General features: G+C 64.7%; 15 protein-coding genes. 12 read left to right on the top strand and 3 right to left on the bottom strand.

What is annotated here, in order from left to right:
* Window positions 1-327 precede the first annotated feature (327 nt).
* The 10 genes from AAF604_12915 (at window position 328) to AAF604_12870 (ending at window position 8,848) form a co-directional block, all read left to right on the top strand.
* Window positions 328-1,692 (top strand): Na(+)-translocating NADH-quinone reductase subunit A, encoded by a 1,365-nt coding sequence (locus tag AAF604_12915; GenBank protein ID MEM7050559.1) that lies wholly within the window; start codon window positions 328-330, stop codon window positions 1,690-1,692.
* A complete protein-coding gene (locus AAF604_12910; GenBank protein MEM7050558.1) occupies window positions 1,692-2,915 on the top strand; it encodes an NADH:ubiquinone reductase (Na(+)-transporting) subunit B in 1,224 nt (407 codons plus the stop codon). The genes AAF604_12915 and AAF604_12910 overlap by 1 nt, the downstream gene beginning before the upstream one ends.
* Window positions 2,902-3,693 carry a Na(+)-translocating NADH-quinone reductase subunit C gene (locus AAF604_12905; protein MEM7050557.1) on the top strand — a complete coding sequence of 264 codons (792 nt, stop codon included), beginning with the start codon at window positions 2,902-2,904 and terminating at the stop codon, window positions 3,691-3,693. Before AAF604_12910 ends, AAF604_12905 begins: the two co-directional genes overlap by 14 nt.
* Window positions 3,693-4,316 (top strand): NADH:ubiquinone reductase (Na(+)-transporting) subunit D, encoded by a 624-nt coding sequence (locus AAF604_12900; protein ID MEM7050556.1) that lies wholly within the window; start codon window positions 3,693-3,695, stop codon window positions 4,314-4,316. Before AAF604_12905 ends, AAF604_12900 begins: the two co-directional genes overlap by 1 nt.
* 4 nt (window positions 4,317-4,320) lie before the next feature.
* Window positions 4,321-4,938: an NADH:ubiquinone reductase (Na(+)-transporting) subunit E gene (gene nqrE / locus AAF604_12895; GenBank protein MEM7050555.1), complete on the top strand. Its 618-nt coding sequence runs from the start codon at window positions 4,321-4,323 to the stop codon at window positions 4,936-4,938.
* Window positions 4,939-4,975: 37 nt separating this feature from the next.
* Window positions 4,976-6,202 carry an NADH:ubiquinone reductase (Na(+)-transporting) subunit F gene (nqrF, locus tag AAF604_12890; GenBank protein MEM7050554.1) on the top strand — a complete coding sequence of 409 codons (1,227 nt, stop codon included), beginning with the start codon at window positions 4,976-4,978 and terminating at the stop codon, window positions 6,200-6,202.
* Window positions 6,203-6,219: 17 nt separating this feature from the next.
* On the top strand, window positions 6,220-7,332 hold the full coding sequence (locus AAF604_12885; protein ID MEM7050553.1) for an FAD:protein FMN transferase: 1,113 nt from the start codon (window positions 6,220-6,222) through the stop codon (window positions 7,330-7,332).
* Window positions 7,333-7,362: 30 nt separating this feature from the next.
* A complete protein-coding gene (locus tag AAF604_12880) occupies window positions 7,363-7,563 on the top strand; it encodes a Na(+)-translocating NADH-quinone reductase subunit E (protein ID MEM7050552.1) in 201 nt (66 codons plus the stop codon).
* A gap of 209 nt (window positions 7,564-7,772) precedes the next feature.
* Window positions 7,773-8,018 (top strand): GlsB/YeaQ/YmgE family stress response membrane protein, encoded by a 246-nt coding sequence (locus AAF604_12875; protein ID MEM7050551.1) that lies wholly within the window; start codon window positions 7,773-7,775, stop codon window positions 8,016-8,018.
* Window positions 8,019-8,023: 5 nt separating this feature from the next.
* On the top strand, window positions 8,024-8,848 hold the full coding sequence (locus AAF604_12870; protein MEM7050550.1) for a M23 family metallopeptidase: 825 nt from the start codon (window positions 8,024-8,026) through the stop codon (window positions 8,846-8,848).
* A gap of 77 nt (window positions 8,849-8,925) precedes the next feature.
* On the opposite strand, the gene AAF604_12865 is transcribed toward AAF604_12870, so the two are convergent.
* The 3 genes from AAF604_12865 to AAF604_12855 form a co-directional block, all read right to left on the bottom strand.
* The gene (locus tag AAF604_12865; GenBank protein MEM7050549.1) at window positions 8,926-10,578 is read right to left on the bottom strand and encodes a sodium:solute symporter family protein; all 1,653 of its coding nucleotides are present in this window, start codon (window positions 10,576-10,578) and stop codon (window positions 8,926-8,928) included.
* Between the two features lie 2 nt (window positions 10,579-10,580).
* Window positions 10,581-10,850, bottom strand: coding sequence for a DUF4212 domain-containing protein (locus tag AAF604_12860; protein ID MEM7050548.1), 270 nt, complete (start codon window positions 10,848-10,850; stop codon window positions 10,581-10,583).
* 85 nt (window positions 10,851-10,935) lie between these two features.
* Window positions 10,936-12,138 (bottom strand): DUF3187 family protein, encoded by a 1,203-nt coding sequence (locus AAF604_12855; protein MEM7050547.1) that lies wholly within the window; start codon window positions 12,136-12,138, stop codon window positions 10,936-10,938.
* 453 nt (window positions 12,139-12,591) lie between these two features.
* Between AAF604_12855 and AAF604_12850 the strand changes: the two genes are divergently transcribed.
* Both AAF604_12850 and AAF604_12845 read left to right on the top strand, forming a co-directional pair.
* Window positions 12,592-16,326, top strand: a complete 3,735-nt coding sequence (locus AAF604_12850) for a hypothetical protein (GenBank protein MEM7050546.1) — start codon at window positions 12,592-12,594, stop codon at window positions 16,324-16,326.
* Window positions 16,327-16,514: 188 nt separating this feature from the next.
* Entirely contained in the window at window positions 16,515-18,752 is a 2,238-nt protein-coding gene (locus AAF604_12845) for a TonB-dependent receptor (GenBank protein ID MEM7050545.1), read from the top strand.
* Window positions 18,753-18,802: the final 50 nt, after the last annotated feature.

The following is an 18,802-nucleotide window of genomic DNA, read 5'->3' as shown; positions in this document are numbered from 1 at the left end:
CGCGGTACGTCGGGGAGAGACGGTGTTCGATCGCCTCGGCCTACCTCGCAGCGACAAGACCGACCAGAGTCCTGAGTCGGAGCTGAAAGCCCCATGCAACAGAAGCCAGGTTCCAGGATTTATCCCCCGGGATCGGGCCAGTTCTGCGTCTGGAGGCTGGATCCTCTGTAGGTTTGTATTTTCGCGGTCGTGGACCTGACTACTTCAGCAGGGCCACCATTCGCGAATGCTGAGTTTGCCCTTCGGAGCACCATGCCCGCGGGGATTTGACGACAACAGTCGCGCCTCGTCTGAGGAGCGACCAGCTTTGGAACGAAGCCCATGGCACTGCACAAGATCCGTAAGGGGCTGAACCTGCCGATCGAAGGGGCGCCGGAGCAGACCATCGAGGACGCCAAATCGCCGTCCCGGGTCGCGCTAATGGCGGACGACTATGTCGGCATGAAGCCCACGATGCACGTCGCCGCCGGGGATGCCGTGACGCGCGGCCAGCTCCTCTTCGACGATAAGAAAAACCCCGGCGTGCGCTACACGGCGCCGGCTTCCGGCAAGGTCGTCGCCGTCAACCGAGGGGCGCGCCGCGCCCTGCAATCGGTGGTCATCGAGCTCGCCGCCATCGAACACGGTGGTCGCGCCCAGTCGGTCCGCTTCAAGAGCTACTCCGGCAAACCCGCCGAGGCGCTGCAGCGCGACCAAGTGCGCGACCTGCTGGTGGAGTCGGGAATGTGGCCGTCGCTGCGCACGCGGCCCTTCGGCAAGGCTCCGGCGGTCGACTCGGAACCGCATTCGATCTTCGTGACCGCCATGGACACCAGCCCCCTGGCGCCGGATGCGGCGGTGGTGCTGGCCGGCCAGGAGAAGGCTTTCGAGGTTGGCTTGACGGCGCTCGCCAAGCTGACCAGCGGCAAGGTCTACGTCTGCAAGGCCCCCGGTACCGACGTTGCGGTACCGAGCGCCGGCCTCTTCGAGGTCGAAGAGTTCGTCGGCCCCCATCCCGCAGGGACGGTTGGAGTGCACATCCACTGGCTCGATCCGGTGTTCCGCAAGAAGACCGTCTGGCACACCAACTACCAGGAGGTGATCGCCATCGGCGAGCTCTTCCAGAGTGGTCAGCTCTCGATGAGCCGAGTGGTGGCCCTGGCCGGTCCCGGCGTTATCCGTCCGCGGCTTTTGCGCACCCGCGTCGGTGCGGCCACCGACGAGCTCGCCGCCGGGGAAGTCCACGACGGAGAGCAGCGCTTGATCTCCGGTTCGGTGCTCGCCGGCCGCAAGGCGCAAGGCGAGGTGCACGGCTATCTCGGCCGCTTCCACCATCACCTGTCGGTGATTCGTGAGGGCCGCGAGCGCGAGTTTCTCGGCTGGATGGGACCGGGCTTGAACAAGTTCTCCATCACCAACGTCTTTCTCTCCAAGCTGCTGCCACGCAAGAAGTTCGCGTTCAACTCGAATGCCAACGGATCGCACCGCGCGATCGTGCCGATCGGCATGTACGAGAAGGTCTTTCCTATCGACATCCCGCCGTCCTTCTTGCTGCGCGCCCTCGCCATGCGCGATGTCGAGCAGCTCGAACAGCTCGGCGTTTTGGAGCTCGACGAAGAGGATCTCGCCCTGTGCTCCTTCGTTTGCCCGGGAAAGTATGAGTACGGGCCGTTTCTGCGGGATGTCCTGACGACGATCGAGAAGGAAGGCTGATGAAGTTTCTGAGGAAGCTACTCGACAAGCAGAAACCGCTGTTCGAGAAGGGGGGCAAGCTCGAGAAGCTCTACCCCCTCTACGAAGCACCGGACACGTTTCTCTACACGCCGGACGAAGTCACCGAAGGGGCCTCCCATGTGCGCGATGGCCTCGACCTGAAGCGCATGATGGTGACCGTGGTGGTGGCGCTGATTCCGGCCATCTACATGGCGATGTACAACACCGGGCTGCAGGCTCACCGGGCGATCGCCGCCGGGGCGCTGCCGCTCGACAACTGGCGCACCCGGGCGATGGAGTGGCTCAACATGCCCTTCGACCCGGAGAACGTGGTCGCCTGTATCACCCACGGAGCGCTCTACTTCTTGCCGGTGTTGTTGGTGACCTTCATCGTCGGTGGCAACGCCGAGGCGATTTTCTCGGTGGTGCGCAAGCACGACATCAACGAGGGTTTTCTGGTGACCGGCATGCTGTACCCGCTGACCCTGCCGCCGACCATTCCGCTTTGGCAGGTTGCCATCGGCATCATCTTCGGCGTCGTCATCGGCAAGGAGATCTTCGGCGGCACCGGCATGAACGTGCTCAATCCGGCGCTCACCGCCCGCGCCTTCCTCTTCTTCGCCTATCCGGCGGAGATTTCCGGAGACAAGGTGTGGATCGCCGCCCAGACCAGCCCCGATGGCTACAGCGGTGCCACCTGGCTGGCGCAGGCCGCCGAGAGCGGTCAAGTGGTTCTGACCGAGGGCCTCGACTGGTGGCAGGCCTTCCTCGGCACGGTTCCCGGTTCGATGGGCGAGACCTCGGTACTGGCTTGCCTTATCGGGGCGGTCATCCTGATCGCCTCCGGCATCGGCTCCTGGCGCATCATGCTGAGCACCGTCCTCGGCATGGCGGCGGCGGCCTTCCTGCTCAACGCCGTCGGCTCTGACACCAACCCGTTCTTCGATGTCCCCTTCGAGTGGCACCTGGTGATCGGCGGCTTCGCCTTCGCCACCGTCTTCATGGCCACGGATCCGGTATCGGCGGCCCATTCGAACACCGGCAAGTTCATCTACGGCTTCTTGATCGGAGTGGTCGGCCTGTTTGTGCGGACCCTCAATCCGGCCTATCCGGAGGGCTGGATGATGGCGATTCTGTTGATGAACGTCTTCGCCTCGACCATCGACTACTTCGTGGTGCGCGCTAACATCAAACGTCGGGAGGCACGTTATGCAGCGGGATAGCGTGATCTACACGGTCATCTTTTCGGCGATTCTGTGCGTCGTGTGCGCCATTCTGGTGTCGACGGCGGCGGTCCAGCTGAAGGACTTGCAGACCGCCAACGAGGCCCTCGACGAGCAGCGCAACGTGCTCCAGGCGGCCGGCCTGATCGCCCCCGGGGACAAGCCAACGAGTGAGGAAGTGGCGGACTTCTTCGCCGCGACCGATGTCGTGCTGGTCGATATGCAAGAGGGTAAGGAGGTCGAGGTCGACGGCATCGACCCGGCGACCTACAACCCGTTGAAGGCGCAGAACGATCCGGCGATGAGCTACCGGGCGCCGCAGAACAAGGCCAGCGTGCGACGAGTGGCGCAGTATGCCCGGGTCTACAAGTTCAAGGATGATCAGGGCACCATCGAGAAGCTGGTGCTGCCGATCGAAGGCTACGGCCTGTGGGGAACCCTCTACGGCTTCCTCGCCATCGAGGCCGACACCGAGACCGTCGCCGGCATCACCTACTACCGCCACAAGGAGACCCCCGGTCTCGGCGGTGAGGTCGACAACCCTTCGTGGAAAGCCCTCTGGCCCGGCCGCAAGCTGTTCGATGAGCAGGGAGTCGTCGCCCTCGAGGTGATCAAGGGAGCCGCCGGCTCGGTGGATTCCGATCCCTACAGCGTCGACGGTCTCTCCGGCGCCACCATCACCGGTCGTGGAGTCACCAATATGCTGGAATTCTGGATGGGGCCGGACGGTTTTGGTCCATATCTCGAGAACTTCCGGCAACAAAGGAGTGCTGCCTGATGGCCGAGAAGAGCTCCAAGGTCCTTTTGGACCCGTTGTTCAACAACAATCCGATCGCGCTTCAGGTGCTGGGTATCTGTTCGGCCCTGGCGGTGACCACCAAGCTCGAGACCTCGGTCGTGATGTCCGGTGCGGTGATCGCCGTGCTGATGGGCTCGAACCTCTCCATCAGCCTGCTGCGCAACAACATTCCGTCGAGCATTCGCATCATCGTGCAGCTCACGGTGATCGCCTCCTTCGTGATCCTGGCGGACCAGATCCTGAAGGCCTACCTGTTCGACACCAGCAAACAGCTCGCGGTCTTCGTCGGGTTGATCATCACCAACTGCATCATCATGGGGCGGGCCGAGGGCTTCGCCATGCAGAACGGTCCGGTGGCGAGCCTTCTCGACGGCCTGGGCAACGGTCTCGGCTACTCCCTGATCCTGCTGCTGGTGGCCTTCTTCCGTGAGCTCTTCGGCTCCGGCAAGCTCTACGGCATCGAGATCCTGCCGCTGACGCGGGATGGCGGCTGGTACAACCCCAACGGCTTGATGCTGCTGTCGCCGGGCGCCTTTTTCTTGATCGGGATCTTCATCTGGCTGCTGCGGACTTGGAAGCCGGACCAGGTCGAGGAGGATTAAGGCCATGTTGCAGGAGTACCTCAACCTTGCCATCAAGGCGATGTTCGTCGAGAACCTCGCCCTCGCCTTCTTCCTCGGCATGTGCACCTTTCTGGCCTGCTCCAAGAAGGTCGAGACGGCCCTTGGTCTCGGGGCGGCGGTGATCTTCGTGATGTCCGTCACCATCCCGATGAACAACTTGATCTTCAACAACCTGCTGCGCGAAGGCGCTCTGGCTTGGGTGAGCCCGGCGCTGGCGGCCACCGACCTCTCGTTCCTCGGTCTGCTGAGCTACATCGGCTGCATTGCGGCGATGGTGCAGATCGTCGAGATGACCCTCGACCGATTCGTGCCGGCGCTCTACAACTCGCTGGGTGTGTTCCTGCCGCTGATCGCCGTCAACTGCGCCATCCTCGGCGGCTCGTTGCTGATGGTGGAGCGCGACTACACCCTCGGTCAGAGCGCCGTCTTCGGCCTCGGCTCGGGGATCGGCTGGGCCCTCGCCGTCGTCGCCCTGGCGGCGATTCGCGAGCGCATGCGCTACAGCAACGTGCCGCAAGGGCTGCGCGGCCTGGGCATCACCTTCCTGCTCACCGGCCTGATGGCCCTCGGCTTCCTCGCCTTCTCGGGAATCCAGCTGTGATCCTTCAGACCTTCAACCGCTTCAGGAGAGGCATCTCATGAGCACCATCGCCCTCGGTGTTTTCATGTTCACCTTCGTCATCTTGGCGTTGGTGTCGATCGTTCTGCTCGCCAAGAGCCGGCTGGTGCCGTCCGGCGACGTCACCATCTACGTCAACGACAATCCTGATCTCGCCATGCAGGTCAAGTCCGGAGGGACCCTGCTCAATGCCCTTGCGGATAGGGAGATCTTCGTGCCCTCGGCCTGCGGTGGCAAAGGTAGCTGTGGGGTTTGCACGGTCACCGTCACCGACGGTGGCGGCTCCCTGTTGCCCACCGAGACGGGCCACATCAGCCGCGGCGAGGCGCGCGAGGGCTGTCGCCTGTCCTGTCAGGTCAAGATCAAGGGCGATATGAAGATCGAGATCCCGGCCGAGGTTCTCGAGGTGCGCCAGTGGAAGTGCAAGGTGCGCTCGAACGACAACGTCGCGACCTTCATCAAGGAGCTCGTCCTCGAGCTCCCGGAGGGTGAAGACGTACCCTTCCGGGCCGGTGGCTACATCCAGATCGAGTGTCCGCCGCACGTCGCCAAGTACGAAGACTTCGAAATCGACGACGAGTACCGCGAGGACTGGGACAAGTTCAACATGTGGCGCTATGTCTCGACCGTCAAGGAGCCGGTGGTGCGGGCCTACTCGATGGCCAACTATCCGGAAGAGCACGGCATCATCATGCTCAACGTCCGGGTGGCGAGCCCGCCGCCGCGGGGCCCGGAGGGCATCCCGCCGGGCATCATGTCGTCCTACATCTTCAATCTGAAGCCCGGTGACGAGGTGACCATCTCCGGTCCCTTCGGCGAGTTCTTCGCCCGCGACACCGATGCCGAGATGATCTTTATCGGTGGTGGTGCCGGCATGGCGCCGATGCGGTCGCACATCTTCGACCAGTTCCGCCGCCTGAGCACCGATCGCAAGGTCTCCTTCTGGTATGGCGCTCGTAGCTTGCGAGAGGCCTTCTACGTCGACCACTTCGACACCATCGCCGAGGAGAACGAGAACTTCAAGTGGCACCTCGCCCTGTCGGAGCCGCTGCCGGAGGACAATTGGGATGGCTACACCGGCTTCATCCATCAGGTGCTGCTCGACAACTACCTGAAGGATCACCCGGCGCCGGAGGACTGCGAGTACTACATCTGCGGACCACCGATGATGAACGACGCGGTCTTCAAGATGCTCGACGGCCTCGGGGTCGAGCCCGACAGCATCCTCTTCGACGACTTCGGCTAGGACCGACCGAGGTTCCGATGGAACCACCAGTGACCGATCACCGACCCGTTTCCGCTTGCTGTGGGAACGGGTTTCGTGTCTCTGGGGTCAGGCTCGCCACGGTCGTCGCCGCGGCGGCGCTGCTGCTGGTTTCCTGCGGCGGCGAGGCAGCGACCGTGGTCAGCCATCGCCTGCATGGGCCGACCATGGGAACCCACTTCAATGTCACCCTGGTGGCGGCGGAGGGGGCCTTGCCGGCGACTCGCCTGGCGGAGCTCGAGGCGTTGGTGGTGGCGGAGCTCGAGTCCGTGAACGGCAAAATGTCGACCTATCTCGTCGATTCCGAGATTTCGCGTTTCAATCGTGCCGAGTCGACGGAGCCGTTTCCGGTGTCGTCGGCGACGGCCGAGGTGGTGGCCGAGAGCCTGGCCATCGCCGAGCTCTCCAACGGCGCCTTCGACATCACCCTCGGTCCGCTGATCAACGCCTACGGGTTCGGTCCGGACGAGCCGGCCACGCCGCCTTCCGAGGGCGAGCTCGCTGCCCTCCTCGAGGCCATCGGCTATCGTCATCTCGAAGTCGATCTGGGGCAGCAGACGGTGCGCAAGGCGCTGCCCGGCCTCGAGTGCGATCCCTCAGGAATCGCGAAGGGCTTTGCCGTCGATCGCGTCGCCGAGGCCTTGGCGCAAGCCGGCGTGGAGAGCTTCCTGGTCGAGGTCGGTGGCGAAGTGCGAGCCCGTGGTCGCAATGCCGCCGGCCAGGTCTGGCGTCTTGGCATCGAGCGCCCGGAAGCGGTTCGCGGGACGGTTCAGCGCATTGTTCCCCTGGCCGATCGCGCCCTCGCCACCAGCGGCGACTATCGCAATTACCGCGAGATCGACGGGGTGCGCTTCAGCCACCTGCTCGATCCGCGCACCGGGCGGCCGATTCGACATCGCCTGGCTTCGGTTTCGGTGGTCCACGAGAGTTGCGCCCGCGCCGATGGCCTGGCCACCGCCCTGATGGTCCTGGGCGAGGACGAAGCTTTGCGGATGGCGGAATCCCACGACCTTGCGATCTTGTTACTGGTACGAAACGATGATGGCGGCTTTCGTGAAGTCCGCTCAGCGGCCTTCGACCGTCTCATCGACAGCCGGTCGACCGGCGCCTGAACCCGAGAGCCTCACCGAGGAACCTGAAAGATGCTGCCGATTCTCCTTCTCACGCTGGTTGTATTCGGACTCGCCATGTTGGTGATGGCGGTGGGAGCGATCTTCCAGGGGCGGTGCCTGCGAGGCTCCTGCGGTGGTCCCGAGGTGCTCACCGGCGACGGCGTGCCGATCTCCTGCGAGACCTGTCCCCTGAAGAAGAAGCGCGAGCGAGAGCTCGCCGCCGCCAAGTAGCTCTCCCGGCGGCTGTCACGGCCGCGCCCTCCCCTTCGTTGTCCCAACGCTGTTAAGATCCAGGCCATCCACTGAAGTTAGGGGCGACTCGCCCCGCTTTTTCTGATGTTCGCGCCGTCGGACCCGCGAGCTGCGCCGCGCGGGTAGAGCTTCGTCTACCCCGAACATGGATCGAGCCGGCGAGCCTTCGCCGGAAGGAGGAGAGGTCGATGGACATTCTGTGGTTCTTGTTGGTGGGAGCGGTTGCTGGTTGGTTGGCCGGTCTGGTGATGAAGGGCCGGGGCCTTGGATTGGTCGGAAACCTGATCGTCGGCATCATCGGCGCGGTGGTTGGCGGCTACCTCTTCGGTGCGCTGGGCATCAGCCTCGGCGGTGGGTTGTTGGGCGCGATCCTGACGGCCGCCATCGGTGCTGTCGTCGTCCTCTTGATCGTCGGCATGATCAAAAGGGCTTGATCGGAGTGCCGCGACGACTTCTTCTGGCGGTGCTGGCCTTGCTCCTGGCACTGCCGGCCTGGGCCGCCAGTCGCGTCGAGGTCGAGCAGGGCGGTGTCGCGCGCTGGGATGCGGACGGCATCGAGGCCTGCGGCATGGATGGCCGGACCTATCGTCCGGTTGCCGGAACCTGCTACTACCCGGTCGACTTCGGGCGTCGTCCGAGCCAGATCGAGATCGCCATCTATCAGCGCGGTGGCAAGTCCCAGAGCGCTTGGCTGGTGGTCCTCGAGCGTGAGTTCGAGACTCAGGAGATCGACTTTCCGGACGATCGTTATGTCGACCTGAGCCCCGAGGATCTGGCGCGCCATCACCAGGAGCAGGCGGCGGTGAAGCCGCTGTTTCGCCGTGGCTGGTCGACCGAGCCGCGCTTCACGCTGCCGCTCGGTCCTCCCGCCGGCAGCCTACCCGAGGGTGGTGGCTTCGGTGCCCGCCGAGTGTTCAACGGGGAGCCGAAGAACCCTCACACCGGGACCGACTACGCCATCCCCACCGGGACCCCGGTGCTTGCTGTCGAGGCCGGTGAGGTCGTGCTGGTCGGAGAGCACTTTTTTTCCGGCCTCGCGGTCTATGTGGATCACGGTCACGGATTGGTGAGCATGTCCTTCCATCTCTCGGAGGCGGCGGTCGAAGCGGGTTCCGAGGTGGCGAAGGGAGACACCGTCGCCAAGGTCGGCTCGACCGGGCGCTCGACGGGACCCCATCTTCATCTGGGTCTGCGCTGGCGTGGAGCGCGCATCGATCCCGACTGGTTGCGGGATCGCTTTGCCGACCTGCCGGCGGTCGAGTAGACCTTCGCAAGTAGGCCCGAGCCCGAACTGTCTGGCATCCCGGGGGGCGCTCTCGCCCCCCGGTTTCATTTCATAGTTCAGCGCAGCGACGGCACGCGCACCGAGTCCACCAGCTCCTGGATCTCGCGGGAGGGTGGTGGCGTCAGCCGGCTGACCACCAGGGTGGTCGCCAGATTGAGGACCAGGCCGACGGCGCCGATCCCCTGGGCGCTGATGCCGAAGCACCAGGCGGGCATGCCGAAGAAGCGGTTGCCCAGGATGTAGAGGCCGGTGAACCCGATGCCCACCAGCATGCCGGTGATCGCTCCGGCGCGGTTGGTGCGGCGATCGAAGATCCCGAGCAGGATGACCGGAAAGAAGCTCGCCGCCGCCAAGCCGAATGCGAAGGCCACCACCTCGGCGACGAATCCCGGTGGATTGATGCCGAAATAGCCGGCGACGCAGACCGCCAGGAAGATCATCGCGCGGCCCACCAGCAGGCGTTGCCCCTCGCTGGCCGTCGGGTTGATGAGCTTGGCGTAGATGTCGTGGGCGATCGAGCTCGAGATCACCAGCAAGAGGCCGGCGGCGGTGGAGAGGGCGGCGGCGAGACCGCCGGCGGCCACCAGCGCGATCACCCAAGGAGCGAGGCCCGCAACCTCGGGATTCGCCAGCACCACGATGTCGCGGTCGATCGTGATCTCGTTGATCTGCGGATCCGGTGACAACACCAGACGGCCATCGCCGTCGCGGTCCTCGAGGCCGAGCAGGCCGGTTTTCTCCCAACTCGCCACCCATTCCGTCGCCCGCGCCTCCACCAGGCTCTTGCCGTGGATCGACTCGATCAGGTTGTAGCGCGCGAAGGCGGCGATGGCCGGCGCCGTCGAGTAGAGGATGACGATGAAAAGCAGCGCCCAGCCTGCCGAATAGCGGGCGGCGCGCACGCTGCGAACGGTGTAGAAGCGCACGATGATGTGGGGCAAGCCGGCGGTGCCCGCCATCAGGGCGAGGGTGATGCAGAAGACGTTGAGCAGCGAGTGGGACTGGAAGGGCTGGGTGTACTCGGCGAAACCGAGGTCCGTCTGAATCTGGTTGAGCCGCTCGGTGAGGTCGCTGAAGGTCAGGGAGAGCTGGGGGATCGGGTTGCCGGTGAGCCGCTGGGCGATGGCGACGGCCGGAATCAGGTAGGCGATGATCAGGATGGTGTACTGGGCCACCTGGGTCCAGGTGATGCCCTTCATGCCGCCGAGGACGGCGAAGAAGGCCACGATCGCCATGCCGATCATCACGCCGCTGGCAACCGGTACGCCGAGGAAGCGGCTGAACACCACCCCGACCCCGCGCATCTGACCGGCGACATAGGTCAGCGATACGAAGATGGCGCACACCGCCGCCACCAGCCGAGCCGTGTCCGAGCCATAGCGATCGCCGACGAAGTCCGGCACCGTGTACTTGCCGAACTTGCGCAGGTAGGGGGCGAGGAGGAGGGCGAGAAGCACATAGCCGCCGGTCCAGCCGAGCAGATAGACGGAGCCGTCGAAGCCGAGGAAGGAGATCAGGCCCGCCATCGAAATGAAGGAGGCCGCCGACATCCAGTCGGCGGCGGTGGCGGCGCCGTTGAAGATCGCCGGAATACCGCGGCCGGCGACGTAGAAGCCCTGGGTGTCCCGCACCCGCGAGGCGAAGCCGATGGCCAGGTAGGCGGCGAAACTGAGGCCGACGAGGAGGTAGGTCCAGCCGGTGACGCCCAAGGCTAGCCCTCGTCCTCAGCGACCCCGAAGGCGCGATCGAGTCGGTCCATACGCCGCGCGTAGACGAAGATCAGCACCACGAAGACGTAGAGGGCGCCCTGCTGAGCCCACCAGAAGCCCATCGGGAGACGACCGACCCGCAACCCTCCGAGAGGCTCGGCGAGCAGGATGGCGAAGACGAAGGAAACCAGGAACCAGACGGCGAGGAGACCGGCGATCAACCGCCGGTTCTGACGCCAGTACGCCTCTCGAGAGCGCAGCTCGTCGGACATGAAGACCTCCCCGAAGTGAAATCAGGTCGGCCGAGGATATCGCCCGCGGCGTCATTTCCGCGAGCGACCCGGGAGTGAGCTTCCTCTATCCGCCGCCGAGACGATTGCGACTCAGGTAGCCCCAGGTGACGTGGAGGCCGATGTCCGGCGTGTTGTCGTAGTTGAAGAGGTTTTCCGTCAGCCCGACGCCGAAGACGCCAGCCCGGGTGCGCCACTTGAGGCCGGCGGTGAGCTGGATCTCGAGATCGGTGAGGTCGGAGTCGATGAGATCGCGAAAGGGATGCTCGGCGACCAGGAACTGGAGCGAGCCGGTGGGGGCCCAGGCGCGGCGGCCGAAGCGATGCAGCCAGCTGAGCTGGAAGGAGGGCAGGGTCGGTGGCTCGAAGCCGGTCTGCTCGAACTTGCCGGGAAACACCGCGCCGAGATTCGCGATCAGGGCGTTGCGGTTCCAGCGCCGGTGGAAGTTGAGCTGGCCCCCGAAATCCCAGCTGCCGGTGGAGAAGAAGCCGTCTTCGTCGGCGATCGGTACCTTGACCCCACCGGAGAGGGAAAACTGCCACTCCCCGAGCTCGCCGAGGAAGTAGCGAAACAGCAGGGAAGGATCGCCCGGACCCGAGTCGTCCTGGTTGTCGAGCAGGACCACCGGGTCGAGCGATCGCGAGCCGATGACCACCTGAAACTGATCGTCGGCGACGAACTGGCGTCCTTGCTGGCCGAAGCCGAACTCGTCGTGGAAGTCGAAGATCGAGCCGTCGAGGTAGCCGCCGGTGTAGCCGATGTAGCGAAAGCCGAGGCCGATGTCGAGGCGGTCGGTGACGCCGTAGTGGAAGACGAAGTCGGCGAAGCTGAACTCACCGTCGATGTAGAAGGACTCGCCTTCCGGCAGGGCCAGGATGGCGGCCACATCGGTCGCGTCGAGGGGCCGCCGCTCGCCCGGGAGGCGCGACGACTCGAGGTAGTCCTCGACCGCCGGACTGGCCTGGAAATCGTTGACCTCCGAGAAGTGTAGCTCGACGGCCCAGCGCCCTTTCCCGAGGGGGGTGGCGGGCATCGGGGCGAACCCCAGGAGCACAAAGCTCGGGAAGGTGAAGTTGCGGATTCGCAGCGGTACGCCGACCGAATCCTCGACCAGGGGATCGAGGCTGTCGCGAGCACTGGCGGCGCTCGAGTCCGGTTCGGTGGAGACATTCACGGCCTCGTCCGCGAGAGCCGCGACGGGGCAGACCAGGGCCAGGAGTATGACGACGATTCGGGACAACACGAAGACCTCCTCGAGCAAGTCGAACATCGCGGCCATGTATTTTGTGACACTTGTCCTTATTCGACAATAGCGTAACGCGCCGAGATTTGAATCGCGGTTTTGGTGCCAGCGTGTCGCGGTCCGAGGCGCCTGCAGATCGCCTGCTGCCGTGGCGCCGAGGGCCTCGCGAAAGGTTGGCCGGAGGAGCAGCGGCTGGTCCCCTCGTGGTGCCGGTGCGGTCGCGGCCGACCGCATGGATGCATCGATTGCGTCCTGGAAATTACTCTATTTAAAAGGGTTAGAAGCGTTGGATAGATCGATGGGGCTATTTGTCAGCGACGCCAGGAGGGTCTACGATGGTTCTGTAAATTTCCAATTTCTTGTTTGAGACGCCTTCGAACCTCCGGCGAGTTCGGGCGAGTCGACAGCGCCCTCCGATGACGCCCCGACTGGGACTTTGGGGTCGGGTCTCCTGTTCAATTGCCTTGTAGGGAGTTCGCCATGAGTTTTTCGCAGTGGACCCGCAGTTGGGGTTTTCTCCTCGTCGCTCTGCTTTCGCTCGCCTTGCCGGCTGCGGGACAGCCCGGCTTCAGCGCCAGCTTCGCTCCCGACACCATCGGTCCGGGGAGCGTCACCACCTTGCGCTTCGATATCGACAACTCCGCCGGAGGACCGGTTCGCGGGCTGGCCTTTGCGAATACCCTCCCGGCGGGCGTCACGGTGGCGGCACCGGCCAATGTCGTCAATGGCTGCCTTGGCACCGTTTCGGCATCCTCAGGCGGGTCGGCGGTCAGTCTGAGTGGCGGTGGCGTCGGGGCCGCCGGGGCTTGCTCCGTCAGCGTCGAAGTCACATCGGCGACTCCGGGGGCGGTGACCAACACCTCCGGTGACCTGACCTCGGACGCCGGCAATAGCGGTCCCGCTTCGGCAACCCTGACGGTGGCCACCGATCGGCCGGGCTTCACCAAGAGCTTTTCGCCGAGCACGGTGTTCTTTGGCGGTCGATCGACCCTGACCTTCACCATCGACAACACCGCCAACGGTGCTTCCGCGGCGAACCTCGCTTTCATCGACAACCTGCCCTCCGGCATGGTCGTCGCCAGCCCTGCGACGGCCTCGAACACCTGTGGCGGTGGTGTCGTGACGGCGGTATCTGGTTCTGGCTCGGTGACCTTCGCTCCGGCCTTCTTCCAGGATGCCACCGTCGCTGCGGGAGCGAGCTGTACGGTTTCCGTTGACGTGTTGGGCAACAGCATCGGGGCTCTTGGCAACACCACCGGGGATCTCACCTCGACCTCCGGTTTCGGGCCCAGCCGATCGAGCGGCAAGGCCGGTGCGGTGCTGACCGTCGATGTCCAGCGCCTGTCGTTGACCAAAGAGTTCGTCGACGATCCGGTGGCTCCGGGAAGCACCGTCGACCTGCGCTTCACGGTGCGCAACCTCGACCGCCGCTCCGCGGCTTCGGCGCTCTCCTTTACGGATGACCTGTCGGCGGTCCTGGCCGGTCTTGAAGCGGTCGGAACACCTCCTGCCGATCCCTGCGGCTCGGGATCTCAGCTCAGCGGTACGAGCAATCTCTCCTTGACCGGTGGCAATTTGCCGGCGGAGGGAAGCTGCACCTTCACGGTGACGCTGCAGGTGCCGGCCGGCGCTGCTCCCGGTGACTACCTGAACACCACCAGCGCGGTGACCGGCGAGGTCGACGGCACGCCGTCGACGGGCAACCAGGCCAGCGACCGGTTGTTCGTGCAGGCGGTGCCGGTGCTCACCAAGAGCTTCGTCGACGATCCGGTGGGAGCCGGTGGAACGGTCACCCTGGAGTTTTCGATCATCAACACCAGCCCCGACGCCGAAGCCACCCTGCTGGCCTTCAGCGATGTTCTCGCCTCGGAGACGCCGACGGTGGCTTCTCTGCCGGCAAATGGCTTCTGCGGACCGAGCTCGGTGGCGACCTTCACGCCCGACTCCGGCAGCACCGGGGCCACCATATCGGTCACCGGCGCGAGCCTGGCGGCCGGTGCGACTTGCACCTTCAGCTTCGTGCTCAATGTCGACCAGGGAGCCGCCCCCGGGACCTATCCCAACGTCACGTCGACGATCACTGGAGAGATCGGCAAGAGTCTGGTGGAGGGGGCCGCGGCCTCCGATGACCTGGTGATCGTGGCCGGCCCGCGGCTGTCCAAGAGCTTCGTCGACGATCCGGTCGCGGCCGGAGGGACGGTGACCTTGCAGTTCACGCTGGTCGTCGGAGAAGAAGCGGGCTTCGCGGCCAGCGACATCACCTTCACCGACGACCTCGACGCCACCCTTTCCGGACTGGTCGCCACCGGCTTGCCGGCGACCGACGTCTGTGGCGTCGGCTCGACCCTGAGCGGTGACATGACGCTGCTGCTCACCGGCGGCAACCTGCCGGTCGGGGGCTCTTGCACCTTCTCGGTGAGCCTTGCGGTGCCGGCCGGCGCGGCCCCGGGCTCCTACGGCAACACCACCAGCGCGGTCTCGTCGACGGTGGCGGGGTTGACTGCCATCTCGGCCCCGGCGAACGACGACCTGCTGGTGGCCGGCCTCACCCTGAGCAAGGAGTTCGTCGATGATCCGGTGCTCCCGGGAGGCGACGTCACGTTGCGCTACACGATTCAGAACGAGAGTGCGACGGCGACCGCGACGGCGATCTTCTTCACCGACGATCTCGATGCCGCGGTCGACAACATGACCGGCACCGGACTGCCGCTCACCGACGTCTGCGGAGTCGGGTCGACTGTGGCTGGCTCCGGAGGCAACACGCTGCTGGCCTTCCTGAACGGCGAGCTGGCCCCTGGGGCATCGTGCACCTTCGACATCGTCCTGTCGGTGCCGGCGAGCACCGTACCGGACAGCTACGTCAGCACCACGACATCCTTCCGGGGAACGATCGATGGTCAGCAGATCTTCTTCCCGAATGCCACCGATTTCCTGACTGTCGCCGCCGATGTGCTCGCTCTGAGCAAGGAGTTCATCGACGACCCGGTGGCACCGGGTGGCAACGTGACTCTGCGCTTCACGGTCAGCAACACCAGCGCCAGCGAGACGGTGGAGGCGATCGCCTTCTCGGACGATCTGGCGGCGGCCCTGACCGGCCTCGCCAGCATCAGTGGGGATCTCGCCGACGTTTGCGGGATCGGCTCGGCGGTGACCGGAACGGATTTGGTGAGCTTCTCCGGCGGCACCTTGGCGGCGGGAGCGTCGTGCACCTTCGATCTCGTTCTGTCGGTGCCTGCGGATGTCCAACTGGGTACCGAGATCCTCAACACAACCAGTGAGGTCACCGGCTCCGTTGGCGGCATCAAGGTTTCCGGTGGCGTCGCGACGGATACATTGCTGATCGACTTCCTGTCTTTCGAGAAGGCCTTCTCGGGGACCGCCGAGGCCGGCGGAACCGTCAGTCTGAGCTTTACGATCCGCAATGAGAGTGCGACGTCGGGAGTTTCGCGCCTGTTCTTCAGCGACGATCTCGAGGCGGTGGTCACCGGACTGGTCGCCGTTGGACTGCCGGTTGCCGATGTCTGCGGCGCGGGCTCGGCGCTCGAGGGCACTTCGTTCCTGACACTGAACGACGGCAGTCTGCTCCCCGGTGGCTCCTGCACCTTCAGTGTCGATGTTGCGGTGCCGGCAAGCACGCCGGCGGGGGACTACACCAACGTCACCAGCGAGCTGTTCGTCGACGGCATTCCACTGGGAGCTCCGGCAACAGCGGTCCTGACGGTGGTGGAGCCGGACCTCGATAGCGATGACGACGGGGTGCTCGATGCGGACGACGTCTGTCCCGACACGGTCATTCCGGAAAGCGTCCCGACGCGCTATCTGCGTCCCAACCGCTATGCCCTGGTCGATGCCGACTTCATCTTCGACACGGTGGCTCGCGGCAATACGCCGCAGGTCTTCACCACCACCGATACGGCCGGTTGTTCTTGTGAACAGATCATCGAAGAGCTCGGACTCGGCAATGGCCATCGCAAGTTCGGCTGTCGGCGGGGAGCGATGCGTGCCTGGGTCGAGCGGCAGCAAAATGGTGGCGAAGACGAAGAAGATGACGAGAACGAAGACGAGGAAGATGACGAAGAGGACGATGAGGAGGAAGATGACGAAGAGGACGATGAGGAGGATGACGAAGAAGACGACGATGACGACGACGACGATGACGACGACGACGATGACGACGACGACGATGATGACGACGGTAAAGGTCTTCGCAAATAGTCCGTCGGCCCTCTGAGCAGCCTTCTCGCTCCGAAAGCCCCACCTTCTCAGGTGGGGCTTTTTGGTTGATTGAGGAGCCTTTCGGTTCCGGCTGGAGAGTCCCTTCGCCCTGCTAGACTTCGCGAAATTTCTTTGGAAAGGGGATCATGGGGATGACAGGGCTCGACTGGGGAAAGAATTGGGGGATCGTGCTTTGGCTGGCTTTCGCGCTGCTCTGGACGCTGCCGTTGGTGGCGCAGGAAGACGCCGCTGAGGAGGCCGAGGAACCGGTTGCTGTGCTCGACACGATCGTCGTGACGGCACAGAAGCGGGAGGAGGACCAGCGCGATGTCTCGGTCTCGATCTCGACCCTCTCGACCGAGCAGGTGCAGAACATCACCGCTGGCGGCGGCGATGTGCGGACCCTCTCCGGCCGGGTGCCGAGCGTGATTGCGGAGTCGTCCTTTGGCCGTGCCTTCCCGCGCTTCTACGTCCGCGGGCTCGGCAACACGGACTTCGACCTCAACGCCTCGCAGCCGGTCTCGATGCTCTATGACGAGGTGGTGCTCGAGAACCCGGTCCTCAAGGGCAAGCCCCTGTTCGACCTCGACCGGGTGGAGGTTCTGCGTGGTCCCCAAGGCAGCCTGTTCGGGCGCAACACGCCGGCCGGCGCGATCAAGTTCGAAACCGTTCGCCCCTCCCAGACTCGCGATTCCATGGTGCGGGCGTCCTGGGGCATGTTCAATACCAGCGAGGTTCAGGCGGCCTTCGGCGGCGCCCTCTCGGACACCGTGTCGGCACGCCTTTCGGCGCTCTATCAGGGACGTAGCGATTGGGTCGACAACACCTTCACCGGCGAGGACGATGCCCTCGGCGGCTACACCACCGGCGCCCTCCGGCTGCAGCTCTTGTGGCAGCCCAATGAGCGCTTCAGCGGTCTGCTGAGCGTGCACGGCTGGGACACCGATGGCACTGCTCGCATCTTCCGCGCCAACGCCATCGAGACCGGCACCAACCGGTTGGTCGGGGGCTTCGAGCGCGACGAGGTGAGCCAAGATGGCCAGAACACCCAGGACGTCGAGGGTCTGGGCGGCAGCCTGCGTCTCGAGTACGACTTCGGGGGCGCGACCCTGACCTCGATCACCGCCTTCGAGACCCTCGAGTTCTTCAGCCGCGGCGATGTCGACGGCGGTTTCGGCGCCGTCTTCGCGCCGCCCTCGGGGCCGGGCTTCATTCCCTTTCCGGCGGAATCGGCGGACGGCATTCCGAGTCTCGATCAGTTCACTCAGGAGATTCGGGTCGCCAGCAACGGGGATGAGAAGGTCGACTGGCTGATCGGAGCCTTCCTGTTCGACGAAGACCTCGAGATCGAGAGCTTCAGCTTCCTGAGTCTCGCCGGTGGCGCCCTCGAGGGCTTGGCGACGCAAACCCAGCAGGCCGAGGCCTGGGCCCTCTTCGGATCCGTCGATTTCGAGGTCACGGATCGCTTTTCGGTGGAGGCCGGGCTGCGTTTCTCGAACGACGAGAAGGACTTCTCCGCCGAGCGCCCAGATCCCACCTTCCAGACCCCGACCTCGGCTCCGATCGAGCGCAGCACCGACACCGACTTCACCAGTTGGGATCTCACCGGAACCTACGAGGCCACCGATAATGTCAACGTCTACGGTCGAGTTGCCACCGGTTTCCGCGCCCCCAGCATCCAGGGGCGAATCTTGTTCTGTCCGGACTTCGAGGGCGGCCAGAATCCGGCCACCAACTGTGTCAGCGTGGCCGACGAGGAGGAGATCTTCTCGACCGAGGTGGGCGTAAAGTCGGAGCTCGCCGACCGCAAGGTGCGTCTCAACGCCTCCCTCTACCAGTACGAGGTCGACGGTCAGCAGATCATCGCGGTGGGTGGTGAGTTCAACACCGCGACGCTACTCAACGCCGACACCACCGATGGCTATGGCTTCGAGCTCGAGCTCGCCCTTGCGCCGACGGCGGAGTGGTTGGTCACCTTGGGGCTGAGCAACAACAACACCGAGATCGACGATCCGGACCTGACGGTGGCGCCGTGCGGTGGTGGCTGCACGGTGCTCGACCCGATCACGCCGGATGGTGCCCTGGTCGATGGCAACAGCCTGCCGCATTCGCCGGAGTGGATCTTCAACGGCGTCGTCGACTACCGCAAGCCCCTTGGCCGCGGCCTGCTGCTCGGTAGCGTCGACTGGGCCTACCACGACGAGAAGCAGTTCTTCCTCTACGAGTCGGAAGAGTTTCGCGACGACAGCTTCGAGGTCGGCCTGCGGCTGGGCTACGTCCTCGCCAGCGGCAATACGGAGATCTCCCTCTACGGTCGCAACATCACCGACGAGCTGGTGATCCGCAACGGCATCGACTTCAACAACATCACTGCGATGGTGAACGAGCCGCGCACCATCGGGCTGGAGATCGCGACGCGGTTCTAGTCCGCTCTCAACGGATCTCTGGGCGACGAAGGGGGCCGACCGGCCCCCTT

Source organism: Acidobacteriota bacterium (genome assembly GCA_039028635.1).
Classification (GTDB): domain Bacteria; phylum Acidobacteriota; class Thermoanaerobaculia; order Multivoradales; family JBCCEF01; genus JBCCEF01.
This window is presented reverse-complemented; position numbering and strand designations above follow the sequence as displayed.